The sequence below is a fragment of the Streptomyces sp. NPDC042102 genome (genome assembly GCF_055582305.1).
On sequence record NZ_JBVJDL010000003.1, the window covers coordinates 59,097 to 73,551 of the forward strand.

At 71.4% G+C, this 14,455-nt stretch carries 19 protein-coding genes; 14 read left to right on the plus strand and 5 right to left on the minus strand.

Annotation, left to right across the window (positions count from 1 at the left end; translation table 11 throughout):
- Window positions 1-127 precede the first annotated feature (127 nt).
- From hemL to ACZ6KO_RS13525, 7 genes are all read left to right on the plus strand, one after another.
- Window positions 128-1,450 carry a glutamate-1-semialdehyde 2,1-aminomutase gene (gene hemL, locus ACZ6KO_RS13495; protein WP_469304074.1) on the plus strand — a complete coding sequence of 441 codons (1,323 nt, stop codon included), beginning with the start codon at window positions 128-130 and terminating at the stop codon, window positions 1,448-1,450.
- Window positions 1,447-2,145: a histidine phosphatase family protein gene (locus ACZ6KO_RS13500; protein WP_469304077.1), complete on the plus strand. Its 699-nt coding sequence runs from the start codon at window positions 1,447-1,449 to the stop codon at window positions 2,143-2,145. The genes hemL and ACZ6KO_RS13500 overlap by 4 nt, the downstream gene beginning before the upstream one ends.
- A 112-nt stretch (window positions 2,146-2,257) precedes the next feature.
- Window positions 2,258-2,902: a TlpA family protein disulfide reductase gene (locus ACZ6KO_RS13505; RefSeq protein WP_469304079.1), complete on the plus strand. Its 645-nt coding sequence runs from the start codon at window positions 2,258-2,260 to the stop codon at window positions 2,900-2,902.
- 4 nt (window positions 2,903-2,906) lie between these two features.
- The gene (locus ACZ6KO_RS13510; RefSeq protein WP_401455861.1) at window positions 2,907-3,683 is read left to right on the plus strand and encodes a cytochrome c biogenesis CcdA family protein; all 777 of its coding nucleotides are present in this window, start codon (window positions 2,907-2,909) and stop codon (window positions 3,681-3,683) included.
- 4 nt (window positions 3,684-3,687) lie between these two features.
- Window positions 3,688-5,502: a cytochrome c biogenesis protein ResB gene (gene resB, locus ACZ6KO_RS13515; protein ID WP_469304084.1), complete on the plus strand. Its 1,815-nt coding sequence runs from the start codon at window positions 3,688-3,690 to the stop codon at window positions 5,500-5,502.
- Complete coding sequence (ccsB, locus tag ACZ6KO_RS13520; protein ID WP_469304086.1) at window positions 5,499-6,581, plus strand: c-type cytochrome biogenesis protein CcsB; 1,083 nt, start codon at window positions 5,499-5,501, stop codon at window positions 6,579-6,581. Before resB ends, ccsB begins: the two co-directional genes overlap by 4 nt.
- A 50-nt stretch (window positions 6,582-6,631) precedes the next feature.
- Window positions 6,632-7,093, plus strand: a complete 462-nt coding sequence (locus ACZ6KO_RS13525; protein WP_469304088.1) for an SRPBCC domain-containing protein — start codon at window positions 6,632-6,634, stop codon at window positions 7,091-7,093.
- Here the strand turns inward: ACZ6KO_RS13525 and ACZ6KO_RS13530 are convergent.
- Complete coding sequence (locus ACZ6KO_RS13530; protein ID WP_469304965.1) at window positions 7,050-7,466, minus strand: MarR family winged helix-turn-helix transcriptional regulator; 417 nt, start codon at window positions 7,464-7,466, stop codon at window positions 7,050-7,052. The two genes, ACZ6KO_RS13525 and ACZ6KO_RS13530, sit on opposite strands and share 44 nt — an antisense overlap.
- Before the next feature lie 101 nt (window positions 7,467-7,567).
- Here ACZ6KO_RS13530 and ACZ6KO_RS13535 point away from each other — a divergent pair, with 101 nt between their 5' ends.
- Window positions 7,568-7,969 (plus strand): cupin domain-containing protein, encoded by a 402-nt coding sequence (locus ACZ6KO_RS13535; protein ID WP_469304092.1) that lies wholly within the window; start codon window positions 7,568-7,570, stop codon window positions 7,967-7,969.
- A 49-nt stretch (window positions 7,970-8,018) separates the two neighbouring features.
- On the opposite strand, the gene ACZ6KO_RS13540 is transcribed toward ACZ6KO_RS13535, so the two are convergent.
- The 3 genes from ACZ6KO_RS13540 to ACZ6KO_RS13550 all read right to left on the minus strand — a co-directional run bounded on the left by ACZ6KO_RS13540 (window position 8,019) and on the right by ACZ6KO_RS13550 (window position 9,465).
- Window positions 8,019-8,729 (minus strand): hypothetical protein, encoded by a 711-nt coding sequence (locus ACZ6KO_RS13540; RefSeq protein WP_469304094.1) that lies wholly within the window; start codon window positions 8,727-8,729, stop codon window positions 8,019-8,021.
- A 31-nt stretch (window positions 8,730-8,760) separates the two neighbouring features.
- A complete protein-coding gene (locus ACZ6KO_RS13545; protein ID WP_469304098.1) occupies window positions 8,761-8,931 on the minus strand; it encodes a hypothetical protein in 171 nt (56 codons plus the stop codon).
- A 129-nt stretch (window positions 8,932-9,060) separates the two neighbouring features.
- Window positions 9,061-9,465 (minus strand): PLD nuclease N-terminal domain-containing protein, encoded by a 405-nt coding sequence (locus tag ACZ6KO_RS13550; RefSeq protein ID WP_469304100.1) that lies wholly within the window; start codon window positions 9,463-9,465, stop codon window positions 9,061-9,063.
- An 88-nt stretch (window positions 9,466-9,553) separates the two neighbouring features.
- Between ACZ6KO_RS13550 and ACZ6KO_RS13555 the strand changes: the two genes are divergently transcribed.
- The 5 genes from ACZ6KO_RS13555 to ACZ6KO_RS13575 all read left to right on the plus strand — a co-directional run bounded on the left by ACZ6KO_RS13555 (window position 9,554) and on the right by ACZ6KO_RS13575 (window position 13,734).
- Window positions 9,554-11,005: a menaquinone biosynthesis decarboxylase gene (locus ACZ6KO_RS13555; RefSeq protein ID WP_469304103.1), complete on the plus strand. Its 1,452-nt coding sequence runs from the start codon at window positions 9,554-9,556 to the stop codon at window positions 11,003-11,005.
- Window positions 11,002-11,487, plus strand: coding sequence for a hypothetical protein (locus tag ACZ6KO_RS13560; protein ID WP_469304106.1), 486 nt, complete (start codon window positions 11,002-11,004; stop codon window positions 11,485-11,487). The genes ACZ6KO_RS13555 and ACZ6KO_RS13560 overlap by 4 nt, the downstream gene beginning before the upstream one ends.
- Window positions 11,484-12,407 (plus strand): menaquinone biosynthesis prenyltransferase MqnP, encoded by a 924-nt coding sequence (gene mqnP, locus ACZ6KO_RS13565; protein WP_469304108.1) that lies wholly within the window; start codon window positions 11,484-11,486, stop codon window positions 12,405-12,407. Before ACZ6KO_RS13560 ends, mqnP begins: the two co-directional genes overlap by 4 nt.
- A 100-nt stretch (window positions 12,408-12,507) precedes the next feature.
- Window positions 12,508-13,020: a Uma2 family endonuclease gene (locus ACZ6KO_RS13570; protein WP_469304110.1), complete on the plus strand. Its 513-nt coding sequence runs from the start codon at window positions 12,508-12,510 to the stop codon at window positions 13,018-13,020.
- A gap of 39 nt (window positions 13,021-13,059) precedes the next feature.
- Window positions 13,060-13,734 (plus strand): UbiX family flavin prenyltransferase, encoded by a 675-nt coding sequence (locus ACZ6KO_RS13575; protein WP_401455886.1) that lies wholly within the window; start codon window positions 13,060-13,062, stop codon window positions 13,732-13,734.
- Here the strand turns inward: ACZ6KO_RS13575 and ACZ6KO_RS13580 are convergent.
- A complete protein-coding gene (locus tag ACZ6KO_RS13580) occupies window positions 13,731-13,865 on the minus strand; it encodes a hypothetical protein (protein WP_401455934.1) in 135 nt (44 codons plus the stop codon). The genes ACZ6KO_RS13575 and ACZ6KO_RS13580 overlap by 4 nt on opposite strands.
- A gap of 122 nt (window positions 13,866-13,987) precedes the next feature.
- Between ACZ6KO_RS13580 and ACZ6KO_RS13585 the strand changes: the two genes are divergently transcribed.
- Window positions 13,988-14,443, plus strand: a complete 456-nt coding sequence (locus ACZ6KO_RS13585) for an Lrp/AsnC family transcriptional regulator (RefSeq protein WP_361722164.1) — start codon at window positions 13,988-13,990, stop codon at window positions 14,441-14,443.
- The last annotated feature ends 12 nt before the right edge of the window (window positions 14,444-14,455 follow it).

Below are 14,455 nucleotides of genomic sequence, written 5' to 3' on the forward strand. Positions count from 1 at the left end.
CCCGACTGGTATTGCCCGTACCGGCCCCGCGGCCCCCGCCACGCAGCCTGATCATCATGGCAGTGACCTCCCCCGCGCCGCAGCGGTGAAACGCCCGTCCGCAAGTGAAGTCGCGGCCTCTGAGACCATGGCTGGTGTGAGCTACCCGTACCCGTATGAAGCCCCAGTTTCGCAGACGCTCTTCGAGCGTGCGTCCCTCGTGACCCCCGGCGGCGTGAACTCTCCGGTACGCGCCTTCCGTGCCGTGGGCGGTACGCCCCGGTTCATGGTGTCCGGTACCGGTCCCTACCTCACGGATGCCGACGGCCGCGAGTACGTCGACCTCGTCTGCTCGTGGGGGCCGATGATCCTCGGCCACTCCCACCCCGAGGTGATCGCCGCCGTCCAGGAGGCCGTCGCCCGCGGCACCTCCTTCGGCACGCCCGGCGAGGGCGAGGTCGCCCTCGCCGAGGAGATCGTCGCCCGTATCGAGCCCGTCGAGCAGGTCCGCCTGGTCTCGTCGGGTACCGAGGCGACCATGTCCGCGATCCGGCTGGCCAGGGGCTTCACCGGCCGCGCCAAGGTCGTGAAGTTCGCCGGCTGCTACCACGGTCATGTGGACGCGCTGCTCGCGGCGGCCGGTTCCGGGCTCGCGACCTTCGCCCTGCCCGACACCCCGGGCGTCACCGGCGCCCAGGCCGGCGACACGATCGTGCTGCCGTACAACGACCTGGACGCGGTGCGCGCGGCCTTCGCCGCCCACCCCGGCCAGATCGCGTGCGTGATCACCGAGGCCGCGCCCGGCAACATGGGCGTGGTGACCCCGGCCCCCGGCTTCAACCAGGGTCTGGCCGACATCTGCCGGGCGGACGGCGCGCTGTACATCTCCGACGAGGTCATGACGGGCTTCCGCACCTCCCGCGCGGGCTGGTACGGCGTCGACGGCGTCAAGCCCGACCTGATGACCTTCGGCAAGGTCATGGGCGGCGGCTTCCCGGCGGCGGCCTTCGGCGGCCGCGCCGACGTGATGGCCTACCTGGCCCCGGCCGGCCCGGTCTACCAGGCGGGCACCCTGTCGGGGAACCCGATCGCCACGGCCGCCGGGCTCGCGCAGCTGCGGCTGCTGGACGACGCGGCGTACGAGAAGGTCGACGCCGTCTCGGCGCAGATCCAGGAGCTGGTGACGGCCGCGCTCACCAAGGAGGGGGTCGCGCACCGGCTGCAGACCGCCTCCAACATGTTCTCCGTCTTCTTCACGCCCGACGAGGTCCGTGACTACGAGGACGCCAAGACCCAGGAGGGCTTCCGCTTCACCGCGTTCTTCCACGCGATGCTGGAGCGCGGCGTCTACCTGCCGCCGTCGGCCTTCGAGTCCTGGTTCGTCTCCACCGCCCACGACGAGCGGGCCGTCGAGCGCATCGCCGACGCCCTGCCCGCCGCCGCCCGCGCCGCCGCGGAGGCCACCGCATGAGCAGCGACACCCCGACCGCCGCCGGCGAGATCACCGTCGTCCACCTGATGCGGCACGGCGAGGTGGAGAACCCCGACGGCGTGCTCTACGGCCGCCGCCCCGGCTACCACCTCTCCGAGCTGGGCCGGCAGATGGCCGACCGGGTCGCCGAGCACCTGGAGGGCCGCGACATCACGTACGTCGTGTCCTCCCCGCTGGAGCGCGCCCAGGAGACGGCCGCCCCGATCGCCAAGAGCCACGGCCTGGACCTGGCCACGGACCCGCGGCTGCTGGAGGCGGAGAACGTCTTCGAGGGCAAGACCTTCGGCGTCGGCGACGGCGCGCTGCGCAAGCCCGCGAACTGGAAGCACCTGACGAACCCGTTCAGGCCGTCCTGGGGCGAGCCGTACGTCGAGCAGGTCGTCCGCATGATGAGCGCGCTGGACGCGGCCAAGGACGCCGCCCGCGGCCACGAGGCGGTGGCCGTGAGCCACCAGCTGCCGATCTGGATCGTGCGCAGCTTCGCGGAGAAGCGCCGGCTGTGGCACGACCCGCGGCGCCGGCAGTGCACGCTGGCCTCGCTGACGTCGTTCACGTACCAGGGCGACAAGCTGATGTCGGTGGGCTACAGCGAGCCGGCCCGCGACCTGGTGCCGGCGCACCTGCTGGCCGGGGCCAAGCCGGTCAAGGGCAAGTCGAAGGCGTTCGGCGCCTGATACGCGGTACGTCCGGGGCCGCGGCCACCGCTCCTGCGGGCCGCGGCCCCCGTTCCCGCCGGGCGCCGGGGGGCGCGGAAGATCCACAAAACGCCCATGCGAAACTTTTCACATGAGCCTTAGCCGCGTGCTTGTCCGTGGAAGTCGCCGCCGCTCGACCAGCCACCGCGCGGTCCTGCTGACCGCGGTGGCCGTCTCCGCTGCCCTGACCCTGACCGCCTGCACCGACGGGAGCGGCGGGAGCAAGTCCGCGAAGAGCTCCGGCGGCGGCTACGTCACCGGAGCCACCGGCATCTCCACCGTCGCCGTCGCCGACCGGGCCGAGGCCCCCAAGCTCGACGGTGAGACCGTCGACGGCAAGACGCTCGACACCACCGCCCTCAAGGGCAAGGTCGTCGTCCTCAACGTCTGGGGCTCCTGGTGCCCGCCGTGCCGCTCCGAGGCCCCGTACTTCGCGAAGGTCTCCAAGGAGATGGCCGACGCCGGCAAGGACGTGGCGTTCGTCGGGATCAACACCCGCGACAACAGCAAGCAGAACGCGACCGCGTTCGAGGAGACCTACGGGATCACCTACCCGAGCCTGTTCGACCCGGACGGCAAGCTGATGCTCCGCTTCCCCAAGGGCACCCTCAACCCGCAGGCCATCCCCTCCACGATCGTCCTCGACAAGGAGGGCAGGATCGCCGCCCGCACCCTGGTCGCGATCAACGAGGAACAGCTGCGCTCGATGATCGACCCGGTCCTCGCGGAGCAGTGACCAGGTGACCCCCGAGCTCCTCCTCGCCGCCGGCACCACCGGCGTGAACCAGACCGTCCTCGGCGGGGCGCTGCTGCTGGCGCTGCCCATCGCGGTCCTCGCCGGACTGGTCTCGTTCTTCTCGCCGTGCGTCCTGCCGCTCGTCCCCGGCTACCTCTCCTACGTCACCGGGGTCAGCGGCGCCGATCTCGCCGAGGCCCGGCGCGGCCGGATGCTGGCGGGCGCGGGCCTGTTCGTCCTCGGCTTCACCGCCGTGTTCGTCTCCGGCGGGGCGCTCTTCGGCTACTTCGGGGACACCCTCCAGGAGAACCGGCGGATCATCTCGCAGGTCCTGGGCGGCCTGGTGATCCTGCTCGGGCTGTTCTTCATGGGGCTGATCCCGGGGCTGACGATGCGGGAGTTCCGCTTCCACAAGAAGCCCACGGCCGGGCTGGTGGGCGCGCCGGTGCTCGGGGTCCTCTTCGGCGTCGGCTGGACCCCCTGCATGGGGCCGACCCTCGCCGCCGTCTCCACGCTCTCCCTCAACGAGGCCAGCGCCGGCCGCGGCGCCCTGCTGACCACCGCGTACTGCCTGGGGCTGGGGCTGCCGTTCATCGTGGCCGCGCTCGCCTTCCGCAAGGCGCTGGGCGCGTTCGGCTGGGTGAAGAAGCACTACGCGTGGGTGATGCGGATCGGCGGCGGCATGCTGATCGTCACCGGTCTGCTGCTCGTCACAGGAACGTGGGACAGCATCGTCGAGGACATGCGCGGCTGGACCCAGGGCTTCACGGTGGGAATCTGAGGACATGAGTACGACGGACAAGACCGCCGGCACCGCGCCGGACGCCGGCACCGCGCCGGACGCCGCCACCGCGCCGGACGCCGGCACCGCGCCGGACGCGGACGCCAACGAGCCGGACGCCAACGAGCCGGCCGCCGGCGCCGCCGGGGCCCAGCTGTCCACGGCCCCCGCCGAGGACGCCGCCCCCGTCGGGATCGGCGTCCTCGGCTGGGCCCGCTGGTTCTGGCGGCAGCTGACCTCCATGCGGGTCGCGCTGATCCTGCTCTTCTTGCTGTCGCTGGGCTCCATCCCCGGCTCGCTGGTGCCGCAGACCCACATCGACCCGATGAAGGTCGCGGCGTGGAAGGACAAGCACGCCTTCTGGGTGCCGCTCGCCGAGAAGCTCCAGCTGTTCGACGTCTACAGCTCGGTGTGGTTCTCCGCGATCTACATCCTGCTGTTCGTCTCGCTCATCGGCTGCATCGTGCCCCGCACCTGGCAGTTCGTCGGCCAGCTGCGCGGCCGCCCGCCGGCCGCGCCCAGGCGGCTCGACCGGATGCCCGCGTACACGACCTGGCGTACGCGGACCGCCCCCGAGGAGGTCCTCGGCCACGCCCGGACCGTGCTCGCCGGGCGCCGCTTCCGTACGGAGACGCACACGGGCGCACCCGCCTCCGGGAACTCCGTCGCCGCCGAGAAGGGCTATCTGCGCGAGGCCGGCAACCTGGTCTTCCACATCGCGCTGATCGCGATCCTCGTCGCCTTCGCCGCCGGCAAGCTCTACAAGTCCGAGGGCGGCAAGCTCGTCCTGCGCGGCGGCGGCTTCGCGAACACGCTCACGCAGTACGACGACTTCCGCTCCGGCGCGCTCTTCGACACCGCCGACCTGCCGCCGTTCAGCTTCACCCTCGACCGCTTCGACGCGACGTTCGAGGAGGACGGCCCGCAGAAGGGCACCCCGCGCGACTTCAAGGCGTACGTCACCCTCACCAAGGGCGCGCACGGTACGCCGACCCCCGCCGAGATCGAGGTCAACGAGCCGCTGGAGGTCGACGGCTCCAAGGTCTTCCTGCTCGGCCACGGCTACGCGCCGATCATCTCGGTGACCGACCCGTCGGGCAAGGAGATCTACCGCGACGCGGTGCCGATGCTGCCGCAGGACGCGAACCTGACCTCCGCCGGCGCCATCAAGGTCACCGACGGCTACCGCAACAAGGACGGCGTCACGGAACAGCTGGGCTTCAGCGCCCGCTTCGTGCCGACCTTCGCGGGCAAGGGGCACGGCACGATGGCCTCGCAGTTCCCCGACGCCAAGTTCCCGGTCCTCGCGCTCAACGCCTTCCACGGCAGCCTGGGAGTGGACTCGGGCCTGCCGCAGAACGTGTACCAGCTGGACACGCGCAAGATGCAGCAGTTCAAGAAGGAGAACGGCGACCCGTTCGCGCAGATGCTGCTGCCGGGCGAGACGATGACCCTGCCCGGCGGCGCGGGCACCGTGAAGTTCGTGGGCCTGGAGCGGTGGGCCACCTTCCAGATCTCCCAGGCGCCGGGCAACGGGCTCGCGCTCGGCGGCGCGATCGCCGCCATCGCGGGCCTGGCCGCCTCGCTGTTCATCCAGCGCCGCCGGGTCTGGGTCCGCGCGGTGACCGGCCCGGACGGTGTGACCGTCGTCGAGATGGCGGGCCTGGGCCGCAGTGAGTCCGCCAGGCTCCCGGAGGAGCTGGCGGACCTGGCCGCCACCGTGAACCAGCAGGCGCCGACCGCGCCCGACCCCGACCCCGAGCCCGGGACCGAAGACCTCGAAGAGCCCGAAGCGTCCGAAGAAGGAGAGCGCGGATGACGCCGCTCGCTGCCGCAGCCCACGAGAACCTGGCTGAGATCAGCAACTACCTGATCTATTCGTCCATGGCGGTCTACACGCTGGCCTTCCTCGCGCACATCGCCGAGTGGGTCTTCGGCAGCCGCAGCAAGGTCGGCCGCACCGCCGCCGCGCTGACCGGCGCCGAGGCGGCGGCCGGGCCCGCCGTGCAGGTGCGCACCAAGGGCGGCGGGACGGCCGTCCTGGACAAGCCGAAGGTCGTCACCCGCTCCGGCGCCGGCACCCGCGACGTCCCCGACGGCCCGGGTGCGGCCGGCACCAGCGCGCAGGGAGACCTGTACGGGCGGATCGCGGTCTCGCTGACCGCGCTCGGCTTCCTGATCGAGGCGGGCGGCGTGGTCGCCCGCGCGCTGTCGGTCGAGCGGGCCCCCTGGGGCAACATGTACGAGTTCTCGATCACCTTCTCCACGGTGGCCGTCGGCGCGTACCTGGTGCTGCTGGCGCTGAAGAAGAACGTCCGCTGGCTCGGCCTGGTCCTGGTCACCACCGTCCTGCTGGACCTGGGCATCGCCACCAAGTGGCTGTACACCGAGAGCGACCAGCTGGTTCCGGCGCTGGACTCGTACTGGCTGTGGATCCACGTCTCGACCGCGATCTTCTGCGGCGCGGTGTTCTACATCGGCGCGGCCGGCACGGTCCTGTACCTCTTCCGCGACTCCTACGAGGCCAAGCTCGCCGGCGGCGGTAAGCCGGGCGCCTTCGCCACCTCGGTGATGGAGCGGCTGCCCTCGGCGGGCTCGCTCGACAAGTTCGCGTACCGGATCAACGCGGCCGTCTTCCCGCTGTGGACCTTCACGATCATCGCGGGCGCGATCTGGGCGGGCGACGCCTGGGGCCGGTACTGGGACTGGGACCCCAAGGAGGTCTGGTCCTTCGTGACGTGGGTGGCGTACGCCTGCTACCTGCATGCGCGGGCCACTGCGGGCTGGAAGGGCCGCAAGGCCGCCTACCTGGCGCTGTTCGCCTTCGCCTGCTGGATCTGGAACTACTACGGCGTGAACATCCTGCTCAACGGCAAGCACTCCTACGGCGGCGTGTAACCACACGCCCCCGACGTGCGGGGCCGCCCGCGGCGCGGGACGCTGGTGCCATGCCGACACCGCAAGGCACCAGCGAGCGCCGGGGCGGCGACCGCTTCCTGCTGCACTTCGAGCCGCACCTGCCGTTCGCCTACGAGACGGTCTGGCCGGCCCTGACCACGCCGGAGGGCCTGCGCGGCTGGCTCGCGGAGGCCGACGTACTGGAGCGGCACCTGGGCGGGGCGGTGACGCTGCGCTGGATCGACGAGGACGCGCCCGCGACCGGTGAGGTCACGGCGTGGGACGTCGAGCGCGTCGCGGAGTACACCGTCGACGACCACGACCGGATCCGCTTCCACCTGGAGCCGCTGGGCACGGACTCCACGCTGGTCCGCTTCACCGACGACCGGCACGGCTCGGAGCGCGAGTGCGCGCACTGCATGGAGCTGTGGCAGGCCCGCTTCGAGCGGCTGGAGTCGGCGCTGGCGCTCACCACACCGGGCGCAGGGCCGGCAGATCCCCGGGGCCGTTGAGGGTCCGTACGAGGCGGGCGAGCCCGGCGCGCAGGGCCGCCAGATCGGTGCCGGCGCCGATCTCGGCCTCCAGCTCGTGCAGGATCCGCCCGGCGGTCTCCAGGTGGGCGGTGGCCGCCGCGGTCAGGACGACGAGCTTGCGGCGGCCGCCCTCCGGATGCGGCTCGCGCCGTACGTAGCCGCGGGCCTCCAGGTCGTCGACGAGCTGTCCGGCGGCCTGTTTGGTCACGCCCAGGCGCTCGGCGAGCTCGCTGCTCGTGGCGCCGGGCCCCTTGAGGACCTGGAAGGCCATCCCGTGCTGGGGGCGCAGGTCGGCGTACCCGGCGGCGGCGACGCGCCGGGTGAACTCGGCGATCAGGAGCTGGAAGCCCATGCCGAGCAGGAAGGTGAGTTCGGGATCGTCGTCGTGTGCCACGGAAACAGGGTGACACAGGCGGGTCAAGCTGCTTTACTCGGCTCGTCGAGTAAAGCAGCTTGACTCACCTGTCCCGCCGGGAGGCCGCCGTGCACGTGATCAGCCCCACCTCCGAGAACATCACCGTCACCCCCAACGCCGCCATGACCGGGCTGGCCGCCCCCAGCCGCGGCAGCGCCGAGCTCTCCACCTGGCTGGTCGCCATGACCGCCGGGGCCACCGGCCCCGAGCACGCCGTCAGCCGCGAGCAGGTCTGGACGGTCACCGCCGGCAGCCTGGAGGTCACCTGCGACGGCCGCACCGAACGGATCGGCGCCGGCCGGACCCTGGTCCTGCCGCCCGGCGTACCGCGCCGGGTGCACGCCCCCGAGGCCGCCGAGGCGTACGTCGCCATGCGCGCCGACGGGGTGGCCTCGGTCCCCGGGACCGAGGGCACCCGCGTCCTGCCCTGGGCGCAGTGACCGGCGGCCGGTGACGGGCGGCTGCTGACGGGCGGCCCGCACCGCGTCGTCAGTCGAGGCGGTAGGTCATGACGGACCCCACCGGGACCCGCGCCAGACTGCCCGCCGTGACCTGGAGGATCGTCGTGTACGGCACCGCGCTGCCGTTGCGGGTGGGGTTCAGGGCGGAGCAGCCCGATGAGCAGGAGCCGGGATTGCGGACGAGCAGCAGGCGGCTGTCGGGCCCGACGAAGGCGTAGTCCAGGCTGCCCGAACTGCCGTTGACCCGGAAGGACGAGGTGGACGGCACGCGCATGTGGTAGCCGACCCCCTCGGCGCCGCGGGCCCGGATCTGGGTCCGCCCCACTCCGCTGAACTGGACCTCGTTCTTCGGGGTCTCCACCCAGACGACGCGGAACAGCGGCACGTTGTTGGCGTAGATCGTGGCCGTCGGGTAGGCGGAGAGGTCGGTGTCCCGCTTCCCCGTGGTCGCCGAGGCGCTCTTCACGGTCGTCGGGCGCGTGCTGGCGGGCCCGGGGAGGGGCTCGTCGTCGGCCGTGCCGAAGGGCGACGGCGACCGCGACGCCGACGCTGACGGGGTTGCGCTGGACGAGCCGGAGGAGATCGGGGACGGCGACCCGCCGTCCGGGGCGGCGCTCCGGTTGCCGCCCCCGTTGTCGTTGGCGCAGGTCGACATGTCGCCGCAGATGCTGTTGGGTCCCCCGTTCTGGTTGATCTGGGTCGAGCACCCGGCCGTGAACAGGACCGCGGCCGTGGCCACGGCGGTGGCGACGGGCGGCAGCCGCCGGCGCCTACCGGTTCGCGCAGTGGGAATTGTCCCCGCAGACAACATTGGTCCCTCCCCGCTGATCGATCGAGGGCTCCCCCTTCGAGCTGGAACAGGACGCCGTGACGACCGCGGCCAGGATCGCGCCCACCGTGGTGATCACAGCCGCGATCACCAGGCCCTTGCCCTCGCTCATCGCGACCCCCTCGCGCGGTGCCCGCAGCAGCTCCGTATGCCCCCTCCGCAGCATAGGCTTCCCCGTCCGGACGGGGGTGGAATCAGCCAACTCCGTTGGCGTGCGCGGGATATGGATCAGGGGCGGGAGTTACGCGCGCGGACCTCTGTCGCCCTTGTCGCCCTTGTCCCCGGACTCGCCCTCGTCGTCGGCGGCCGGGTCCTTCGCCGGACCCTCCGGCGCGCCCTTGTCGTCCTTCGGGGCGGACGGCTTCTCGTCACGCAGGGACCGCAGGAACTCCGGGTTGTCGTCGGGCGCCACCCACTGCGTACGACGCGCCCGGCCGCCGCCGGTTCCGTAGCCCCCGCCGCCCGGCACGCGCTGCTTGCCCGCGAACAGCCACACCACCGGACCGACGATCGAGAAGAGCAGGATGATGATCACCCAGATCACCTTGGGGAGGTGCTTGACCTCCTCCTCCGGCGTGTTCAGGCAGTCGATGAAGGCGTAGATGGTCAGCGCGATGATCAGCAGGAACGGCAGATAGCGCAGCACGGTGTGGGTCGTACCCCCTCGGCGGTGGCGGGCCCGTCACGGGCCCCGGTGACATCCCCAGAGTAGTTGGTGGCGGATACTTGACCGCATGGCTTACGACGATCTCCGCTCGCTGCTCCGGGCTCTGGAGCGGGAGGGCGACCTCAAGCGCATCAAGGCCGAAGTCGACCCGTACCTGGAGATCGGGGAGATCGTCGACAGAGTGAACAAGGCGGGCGGACCGGCCCTGCTGTTCGAGAACGTCAAGGGCTCCGACATGCCCCTGGCGATGAACGTCTTCGGCACCGACCGCCGGCTGCTCAAGGCCCTCGGCCTGAAGTCGTACGGCGAGATCAGCGACAAGATCGGCGGCCTGCTCAAGCCGGAGCTGCCGCAGGGCTTCATCGGGGTCCGCGAGGCCTTCGGCAAGCTGGGCTCGATGGTCCACGTGCCGCCGAAGAAGATCAAGGACGCGCCCGTCCAGGAGGTCGTCCTCACCGGCGACGACGTGGACCTCGACCGCCTGCCGGCCCTCTTCACCTGGCCCAAGGACGGCGGCTCCTTCTTCAACCTGGGCCTGACCCACACCAAGCACCCGGAGACGGGGGTGCGCAACCTCGGCCTCTACCGCCTCCAGCGCCACGACAAGCGCACCATCGGCATGCACTGGCAGATCCACAAGGACAGCCGCAACCACTACGCGGTGGCCGCCGCACGCGGCGAGCGGCTGCCCGTCGCCATCGCCTTCGGCTGCCCGCCGGCCGTCACGTACGCCTCGACCGCGCCGCTGCCCGGCGACATCGACGAGTACCTCTTCGCCGGGTTCGTCGCGGGCAAGCGGATCGAGATGGTCGACTGCAAGACCGTCCCGCTCCAGGTCCCCGCCAACGCCGAGGTCGTCATCGAGGGCTGGCTGGAGCCGGGGGAGATGCTGCCCGAGGGCCCGTTCGGCGACCACACCGGCTTCTACACGCCGCAGGAGCCGTTCCCCGCGCTGAAGATCGACTGCGTGACGATGCGGAAGCGGCCGCTGCTCCAGTCGATCGTGGTCGGCCGGCCGCCGACGGAGGACGGCCCGCTGGGCCGCGCGACGGAACGCTTCTTCCTGCCGCTGCTCAAGATCATCGTGCCGGACATCGTGGACTACCACCTGCCCGAGTCGGGCGGCTTCCACAACTGCGCGATCGTCTCGATCGACAAGAAGTACCCCAAGCACGCCCAGAAGGTGATGCACGCCATCTGGGGCGCGCACATGATGTCGCTGACCAAGCTGATCATCGTGGTCGACAAGGACTGCGACGTGCACGACCTGCACGAGGTCTCCTGGCGGGCGCTGGGCAACACCGACTACTCCCGCGACCTCACGGTCGTCGAGGGTCCGGTGGACCACCTCGACCACGCCTCGTACCAGCAGTTCTGGGGCGGCAAGGCGGGCATCGACGCCACGCGGAAACTCCCGGAGGAGGGTTACACGCGCGACGGCGGCTGGCCCGACATGGTGGAGTCCGACCCCGCGACGGCGGCCCTGGTGGACCGCCGCTGGAAGGAGTACGGCCTGTGAGCCCCATCGCCGTCGGCGGCCCGGAACTCAGCATCGGCACGGCCGGGGCCTACGTGGCCCTGGCGCGCCCGGAGATCGACCCCACCCAGCCCGGCGTGATCGCCGCCGCGGCGGACGCGGGCGTGAGCCCGGAGGAGTTCGCCGGGCCCGGCGACGTCTGGGCCCTGATGTACGACGTGGACGGGGAGGGCGACGGCTTCGAACTGCCCGGCGCGCGGGACGCGGAGGCGGACGCCTTCGCCGAGCAGTTCCAGCAGGCCCTGGCCGCGGCCGAGCCGTTCACCCTGGAGGCCGGGAACTTCCTGCGCCTCGACGCACGCCCCTCCGGCGCCGACTGGGTGGTCACCGCCCGGGTCACCCCGCCCGAGGACCCCGAGGACGACGAGGACGGCGCCGCCGGCCCCCGGACCCTGGAGCTCGGCGCGCTCCCGGCGGCGGAACTGCTCGCCGGCCTCGAAGACTTCCGGAGCGCACTCGCATGACGACGACCGCCGACGGGGTGATCGGGCCCGGGCCGGCACCGCAGCCGACCGGCAAGGTGAAGGCGTTCCTGCGGCTCGTGATGATCGAGCACTCGGTCTTCGCGCTGCCTTTCGCCTACATCGCGGCGCTGACGGCCATGTTCCAGGCGGACCGCACGGTCCACTGGCGGGAGCTGCTGCTGGTCACCGTGTGCATGGTGGGCCTGCGGACCTTCGCCATGGCCGCGAACCGGATCATCGACCGGGAGATCGACGCCCGCAACCCGCGCACCGCGGGGCGCGAGCTGGTCACGGGCGCGGTCTCGGTGCGGTCGGCGTGGACCGGGGCGGGCATCGCGGTGGCGGTCTTCCTCGGCTCCGCGGCCCTGCTGAACCCGCTGTGCCTGGCGCTCGCGCCGCTCGCGGTCGTCCCGATGGTGGTCTACCCGTACGGCAAGCGCTTCACGAACTACCCGCACGCGATCCTCGGCCTCGCCCAGGCCATCGGCCCGGTCGGCGCCTGGCTCGCGGTGACCGGCGCCTGGTCCTGGGACGCGGTGATCCTGGGCCTGGCCGTGGGCATCTGGATCGGCGGCTTCGACCTGATCTTCGCCTGCCAGGACGTGGCGGCGGACCGCGCGGAGGGCGTGAAGTCCGTCCCGGCCCGCTTCGGCGTCCCGGCCGCCCTGTGGGGCGCCCGCGGCTGCCACGCGGTGACGATGGGCCTGCTGGTCTGGTTCGCCGTGGCCACGGACGCGGGCGCGTTCTTCTGGGCGGGCCTGGGACTCGTCGCGGCGGCCTTCCTCTACGAACACACGATCGTTCGCCCCCACGACCTCTCCCGCCTGAACCGGGCGTTCTTCACGGTCAACGGCATCATCGGCATCTGCTTGTTCCTCGCCACGCTGGTCGACCTCTTCGCCCGCGGGCTGACGCTCTAGCCCGATCGTGTGACCGGCCCCCGAACCGGCCCCGCCCCACGCCCGACGCGGATTCGATGGGGCACATGCTCCCCACATCCGCGGGGGTGACCCGAGGGCGATGCCGATGAATCCGTTCACCGTCAACTGCTCCCCGCCGACGCGGGGATCCGCCCACAGGCCGTTCCACGCCGGCACCATCATGCCGGTGTGGAACGCCATCGAGGTGCAACTACAGCCGGAGTGGGACACCGTCAGCGGGGTCGGATTCTCCGTCGACGGCGACTTCGAGTGCTGCCCCGATCTGGCCGTGATTCCTGCCGCGGAGGCGGACAAGAGCCTCAGCGCCTACCCAGCCGCCCTGATCGAGCTGGTCGTGGAGGTGATCGACCCCGGCAGCGAGCGGGCCGACTACCAGATCAAGGACGGCGCCTACGCCCGCCGCGGCATCCCGCACTACCTGATCCTCGACCCGTACAAGGCGCACTGCGTGACCCTGTGGAACCCGGGCCCAGACGGCTACCAGGGCCGGGACATCATCCCCTACGGCAAGACGGTGACCGTCAGGACGGGCATCGGCGAGCTGGAGATCGACACCTCGGTGCTGCCCGTGGATCCCGGCACGGGCACCTGACCCGTCGTCGGTCCCGGGTGGCCGGATACCCTCGGAGCCATGACTGACGGCAAGCGCACCCCGTGGGTGGTCGGGGTGTCCGGGGCGTCCGGGACGCCGTACGCGGCGTCCGTGCTGCGCGGACTGCTGGCGGCCGGTGAGAGCGTGGACCTCGTGGTCAGCCGGGCCTCACGGCTGACCCTGCTCGACGAGACCGGCATCGCCTTCCGTGACGCGCACTGGCGGGAGGACCTGGAGCAGTGGCTGGGCCGCGGGGCCGACGGCAAACCGGGGACGTTCACCGGGCTGGACCTGGACGGCGTGCGGTACTGGGCGGCGGGGGACCTGGCCGCCGGGCCGTCGTCGGGTTCGTACCCCGTCAAGGGGATGCTGATCGTCCCGGCGTCGACGGCCTGCGTGGCCGGGGTCGCGCTCGGGCTGTCGAAGGACCTGCTCCAGCGGGTGGCGAGCGTGACGCTCAAGGAGCGGCGCCGGCTGGTGGTCGCGGTGCGGGAGACCCCGCTCAACGGTCAGACCCTGAAGCATCTGGTGGCGCTCGACGAGGCGGGCGCGGTCGTGCTGCCCGCCTCACCGGCGTTCTACGCGGGTGCGACGCACATCCAGGATCTCGTGGACTTCGTCGCGGGGCGGGTGCTCGACGCGGCAGGGGTGCCGCACCGGCTGTACCGCCGTTGGGAGGGTGAGCTTGGCAGCTCACGCCCTCGGGAGAGCTAGCGCTTCTTGCTGCTCAGCGGCTTGCGCGCCTTGTCGACGCGGTGGGCGGCGGCGGGCTGGTGGGCACGGGATCGGTTGGCCAGCTCCTGGAGCTGTCGCATATGCGCGTAGGCCATCTCGATCGTGTACACGGTGAACCACTCCTGAAGATCGTCATTGATCTGTTGAAAGATTCACAGGGTGTCGACCCTGTGCACCTTCGATTCTATACGTAAACTTGCGGGATCGCCGAATAATGGAAGGCTTCAGGCACATGGATGCGGTGGACAGGCAGCTCATTCAGGCACTGCGGGAGAACGGACGTGCCTCCTACGCGGAGCTGGGCCGCCTCGTCGGCCTCTCCGGCCCCAGCGTCACCGACCGGATCAACCGGCTGGAGACCGCCGGTGTGATCACCGGCTACCGCGCGACGGTCGACGCGGCCTCGCTCGGCCTCGGCGTCACCGCGCTGATCGGTATCTCGCTCTCCGACGCGGCCGACCACGAGGACGTGGCCCGCCGGCTGCGCGACCTCGCCGAGATCGAGGACTGCTGGTTCATCGCCGGCGACGACTCCTTCATGCTCAAGGTCCGCGCCAGCGACGTCGACGGCCTGGAGAAGATCATCCGCAAGCTGTCGGGCACCAAGGGCGTCTCGCGCACCCGTACCACCATCGTGCTGTCGACGAAGTGGGAGAACCGGGTCGGGGATCTGCCGGAAGAGCGCTGAGAGTACGGTGGG